General features: G+C 72.8%; 6 protein-coding genes. 3 read left to right on the forward strand and 3 right to left on the reverse strand.

Annotation, left to right across the window (positions count from 1 at the left end; all coding sequences use genetic code 11):
* Positions 1 to 8: 8 nt before the first annotated feature.
* The 3 genes from ACFU99_RS32735 to ACFU99_RS32745 are packed head-to-tail and all read right to left on the reverse strand — an operon-like array spanning position 9 to position 2,663.
* Positions 9 to 1,166 (reverse strand): acetyl-CoA C-acetyltransferase, encoded by a 1,158-nt coding sequence (locus tag ACFU99_RS32735; protein ID WP_384398949.1) that lies wholly within the window; start codon positions 1,164 to 1,166, stop codon positions 9 to 11.
* Positions 1,167 to 1,199: 33 nt separating this feature from the next.
* Entirely contained in the window at positions 1,200 to 1,829 is a 630-nt protein-coding gene (locus ACFU99_RS32740) for a TetR/AcrR family transcriptional regulator (RefSeq protein ID WP_384398951.1), read from the reverse strand.
* Between the two features lie 30 nt (positions 1,830 to 1,859).
* Positions 1,860 to 2,663, reverse strand: a complete 804-nt coding sequence (locus ACFU99_RS32745; protein WP_384398953.1) for an SDR family oxidoreductase — start codon at positions 2,661 to 2,663, stop codon at positions 1,860 to 1,862.
* Positions 2,664 to 2,709: 46 nt separating this feature from the next.
* Here ACFU99_RS32745 and ACFU99_RS32750 point away from each other — a divergent pair, with 46 nt between their 5' ends.
* The 3 genes from ACFU99_RS32750 to ACFU99_RS32760 all read left to right on the forward strand — a co-directional run.
* On the forward strand, positions 2,710 to 3,597 hold the full coding sequence (locus tag ACFU99_RS32750; RefSeq protein ID WP_384398955.1) for an enoyl-CoA hydratase: 888 nt from the start codon (positions 2,710 to 2,712) through the stop codon (positions 3,595 to 3,597).
* Positions 3,597 to 4,769 carry an acyl-CoA dehydrogenase family protein gene (locus ACFU99_RS32755; protein ID WP_384398957.1) on the forward strand — a complete coding sequence of 391 codons (1,173 nt, stop codon included), beginning with the start codon at positions 3,597 to 3,599 and terminating at the stop codon, positions 4,767 to 4,769. Before ACFU99_RS32750 ends, ACFU99_RS32755 begins: the two co-directional genes overlap by 1 nt.
* On the forward strand, positions 4,766 to 4,962 hold a 197-nt coding region (locus ACFU99_RS32760; protein WP_384398959.1), incomplete at its 3' end, for an acyl-CoA dehydrogenase family protein. The genes ACFU99_RS32755 and ACFU99_RS32760, both read left to right, overlap by 4 nt.

Genomic DNA, 4,962 nt, shown 5'->3' on the forward strand with positions numbered 1-4,962 from the left:
CCCCGGCGTCACAGCCTTTCGATGATCGTCACATTCGCCTGGCCGCCGCCCTCGCACATCGTCTGGAGGCCGTAGCGCCCGCCCGTGCGCTCCAGTTCATGCAGGAGCGTGGTCATGAGACGGACGCCGGTGGCGCCCAGCGGGTGGCCCAGCGCGATGGAGCCGCCGTTGACGTTGACCTTCCCGGGGTCCGCGCCGGTCTCGCGCAGCCAGGCCAGGACGACGGGCGCGAACGCCTCGTTGATCTCGACCAGGTCGATGTCGTCCATCGCCATGCCGGTCTTCTTCAGCGCGTGCGCCGTGGCCGGGATGGGCGCGGACAGCATCCGGATGGGGTCCTCGCCGCGTACGGAGAGGTGGTGGACGCGGGCGCGCGGTGTCAGCCCGTGGTCGCGTACGGCCGCCTCGGAGGCGATGAGCAGGGCGGCGGCGCCGTCCGAGACCTGGGAGGAGACGCCCGCGGTGAGGGTGCCGCCCTCGACGACGGGTTTGAGGGCGGCCATCTTCTCCAGCGAGGTGTCGCGGCGCGGGCCCTCGTCGGCGGCCACGTCCCCGTACGCGACGGTCTCGCGGGCGAAGCGGCCCTCGTCGAGGGCGCGGACGGCGCGCTGGTGGGAGCGGAGTGCGAACTCCTCCATGTCCTGGCGCGATATGCCCCATTTCTCGGCGATCAGTTCGGCTCCGTTGAACTGGTCGACGGGCAGGCCCCCGTACCGTGCCCGCCAGCCCTCCGATCCGGCGAACGGCCCGTCGGTGAGGCCGAGCGGTTCGGCGGCCTTGCGGCTGGCGAAGGCGATGGGGATCTGTGACATGTTCTGGGTGCCGCCCGCGACGACGAGGTCCTGGGTGCCGGAGAGCACGGCCTGGGCGGCGAAGTGGACGGCCTGCTGGGAGGAGCCGCACTGCCGGTCGACGGTGACGCCGGGCACCTCCTCGGGGAGCCCGGCGGCCAGCCAGCTGGTGCGGGCGATGTCGCCGGCCTGCGGGCCGACGGCGTCGAGGCAGCCGAAGACGACGTCCTCGACGGCGGCCGGGTCGACGCCGGAGCGCTGGACGAGGGCCTGGAGCACATGGGCGCCGAGGTCGGCGGGGTGGGCTCCGGCGAGTCCGCCGCGGCGGCGGCCGACGGGGGTGCGTACCGCTTCGACGATGTATGCCTCGGCCATGGCGTGGTCTCTCCCTGGGGTCGGGGGCTGTTCTCAGGAGGTCGGGGGCTGTTCCCGCAGGGCGATGCCGTCCAGGACCATCGACAGGTACTGGCGGGCGATCTCCTCGGGGCTGTGCGTGCCGCCCGGCCGGTACCAGGACGCGGCGACCCAGACGGTGTCGCGGACGAAGCGGTAGGTCAGGCGGATGTCGAGGTCGGCGCGGAAGACCTTGGCGGCGACGCCGCGCTCCAGGGTGCCGAGCCATGCCTGCTCGAATTTCCGCTGCGATGCGGTGAGGTAGCCGAAGCGCGGCTGGGCGGCGAGGTGGCGGGACTCCTTCTGGTAGATGGCGACGGCGGCGCGGTGCCGGTCGATTTCCCGGAAGGACTCGGTGACCAGGGCCTCGATGGTCTGCCGGGGGTCGAGTCCGGCGGCGAGCACGGCGTCGTACCCGGCCCAGAGCTCGTCGAGGAAGGCGGTCAGGATCTCGTCGAGCATCGACTCCTTCGAGTCGAAGTGGTAATAGAGGCTGCCTGCGAGCATTCCGGCCTCGTCGGCGATCCGGCGGACGGTGGTGGCGTTGTAGCCCTGCGCGGCGAAGACCTCGGCGGCGGTCGCGAGCAGTTCCCCGCGCCGCTCGGGCGAGGGGGTCACGGTGGGTTTCTTCTTGCTGTTCGGCACTCCCCCATTCTCGTCCCCCGCTCTCGTCGCTCACGCATGCTGGCTGCTGACCGGCACGCACTCGCCGGTCATGTAGGAGGAGTAGCCGCTGGCCAGGAAGACGATGACGTTGGCGACCTCCCAGGGCTCGGCGTAGCGGCCGAACGCCTCCCGCTCGGTGAGTTCGGCGAGCAGTTCGGGGGTGGTGACCTTCACGAGGTGCGGGTGCATGGCGAGGCTGGGGGCGACCGCGTTGACGCGCACGCCGTAGTCGGCGGCCTCGACGGCGGCGCAGCGGGTGAGCGCCATGACCCCGGCCTTGGCGGCGGCGTAGTGCGCCTGGCCGCGCTGGGCGCGCCAGCCGACGACGGAGGAGTTGTTGACGATGGCGCCGCCGCGGCCGGCGGCCCGCATGCGGCGCAGGGCGGCGCGGGTGCAGCGGAAGGTGGAGTTCAGGGTGGTGTCGAGGATCGTGTCCCACTGGTCGTCGGTCATCTCGACGAGGTCGGCGGTGCCGCCGAGCCCGGCGTTGTTGACGACGATGTCGAGGCGGCCGTGCCGCTCCTCGGCGAGGTCGAGGAGGGCGGCGACCTGTGCTTCGTCGGTGACGTCGCAGGGGATGCCGGCGACGTTGTCCGCGCCGAACTCCTCGGCGAGCGCGGCCGTGGACTCGGCGAGGCGGCGGGCGTGCAGGTCGCCGAGGACGACGCGGGCGCCTTCCTGGAGGAATTTGCGGGCGGTGGCTCCGCCGATGCCGGCTCCGGCGGCGGCGGTGACGACCGCGCCGCGGCCCGCGAGCAGTTGGTGTCCGGGGACGTACGGCACGGGGGCGCGGGATTCCTCGACGCTGCTCATGGCCGTACGTTAACCTACCAAACACTTGTTAGGGAAGGAGTCGCCGATGACCGCCGCCCACGACGAAGCCCACGACGAAACTCATGGCACAGCCCCTGAGGAGACGGTGCGTTACGAGGTGAACGGGCCGGTCGCCACCGTCACCATGAACCGGCCCGCCTACCGCAACGCCCAGAACTCCGCGATGACGTACGCGCTGGACCGCGCCTTCTACCGCGCCGCCGACGACGACACGGTGCGGGTCGTCGTCCTCGCCGGGAGCGGTGACCACTTCAGCGCCGGGCACGACATCGGCACCCCCGAGCGCGACGCCCACCTCCCCTTCGACCGCGAGGCCGGGCTGTGGTGGGACCACTCGGACAAGGCGGGCGCGGAGAGCCGCTTCGCGCGCGAGTCCGAGGTGTATCTGGGCATGTGCCGGCGGTGGCGCGAGCTGCCGAAGCCGGTGATCGCCTCCGTCCAAGGGGCGTGTGTGGCGGGCGGGTTGATGCTGGCGTGGGTGTGCGATCTGATCGTCGCCTCCGAGGACGCGTTCTTCGCGGACCCGGTCGTGCGGATGGGCATCCCCGGCGTCGAGTACTTCGCGCACCCGTGGGTCATGCCGCCGCGCGTCGCGAAGGAGTTCCTGTTCACCGGCGAGCGGATGGGCGCCTGGCGCGCGTACGAGGTGGGCATGGTCAACCGCGTCGTGCCGCGGGACGAACTCGCCGACCGCACGGCCGAACTGGCGGTCCGTATCGCCGACATGCCGCGCATGGGGCTCGCGCTCACCAAGCGCGCCGTCAATCAGGCCGAGGACCTCCAGGGCCTGCACACGGGCCTGGACTCCGTCTTCGGCCTGCACCACCTGGCGCACGCGCACAACGCCGAGACCGCGGCCGACCCGCTGGGCGGCATGGACGTGCGCGCCATGAAGAAGAAGGCGGGCTCCTGATGGATCTCGACTTCGGCGCCGAGGACGACGCGTTCCGGGCCGAGGCCCGGCAGTGGCTCGCCGGGCACGTGCCGGCCGTGCCGCTGCCCTCGCTGGAGACGCGCGAGGGGTTCGCGGCCCACCGGGAGTGGGAGCGGACGCTGCACGCGGACCGCTGGTCGGTGGTCTCATGGCCGCGGGAGTACGGGGGCCGGGCCGCCTCGGTCCTTGAGTGGCTGGTCTTCGAGGAGGAGTACTACGCGGCGGGCGCGCCCGGCCGCGTCAGCCAGAACGGCATCAATCTCCTCGCGCCCACCCTCTTCGAGCACGGCACCGAGGAGCAGCGCGCCCGGGTGCTGCCCGCGATGGCGAGCGGCGAGCGGATCTGGGCGCAGGCGTGGTCCGAGCCGGAGGCGGGGTCCGACCTGGCCTCGCTGCGTTCCACGGCCACGCGGGTGGACGGGGGCTGGCTGCTCGGCGGGCTGAAGACCTGGTCGTCGCGGGCGGCCTTCGCCGATCTCGCCTTCGGCCTGTTCCGCAGCCATCCGGACGCGGACCGGCCGCACCGCGGGCTCACGTATGTGATGTTCCCGCTGGACGCGGAGGGCGTGACGGTGCGGCCCATCGGCCGGCTCGACGGGAAGCCCGCGTTCGCCGAGCTGTCGCTGGAGCGGGTCTTCGTGCCCGACGCGGACGTCATCGGCGAGCCGGGCCAGGGCTGGCGGGTGGCGATGAGCACGGCGGGCAACGAGCGCGGGCTGACGCTGCGCAGCCCGGGGCGGTTCACGGCCGCAGCCGAGCGCCTCGTCGGTCTGTGGCGGGAGAGCGCGGACACGGGCGTGCCGGCGCTGCGGGACCGGGTCGCGGACGCCGTGATCGGGGCCCGCGCGTATCAGCTGTTCACGTACGCCAACGCCTCGCGCATCGCGGCGGGGGGCGCGATCGGGGCCGAGTCGAGTCTGAACAAGGTGTTCTGGTCCGAGCTGGACATCGCCCTGCACGAGTGCGCGCTGGATCTGCTGGGGCCGCTGGGCGAGCTGGCGGACGGGGCCGGGGACGCGCCCGCGCACGGGAGCTGGGCGGACGGTTACACCTTCTCGCTCGCCGGTCCCGTCTACGCGGGGACCAATGAGATCCAGCGGGACATCATCGCCGAGCGGTTGCTGGGCCTGCCGAAGGGACGCCGGTCGTGAGGTTCCTCCTGGACGACGAGCAGACCGAGTTCGGCCGCACCCTGGACCGGATGCTGTCGGCGGCCGGTACGCCGTCGGCGGTACGGGCCTGGGCGGCCGGCGATCACGGGCCGGGCCGGGCGCTGCTCGGCCGGCTCGCCGAGGCGGGGGTGTTCGCGCTGGCGGTGCCCGAGGAGTGGGGCAACACCGGGGG

Origin of the sequence: Streptomyces sp. NPDC057654 (assembly GCF_042800135.1) — a bacterium.
In the GTDB taxonomy this organism is placed as follows: Bacteria; Actinomycetota; Actinomycetes; order Streptomycetales; family Streptomycetaceae; genus Streptomyces.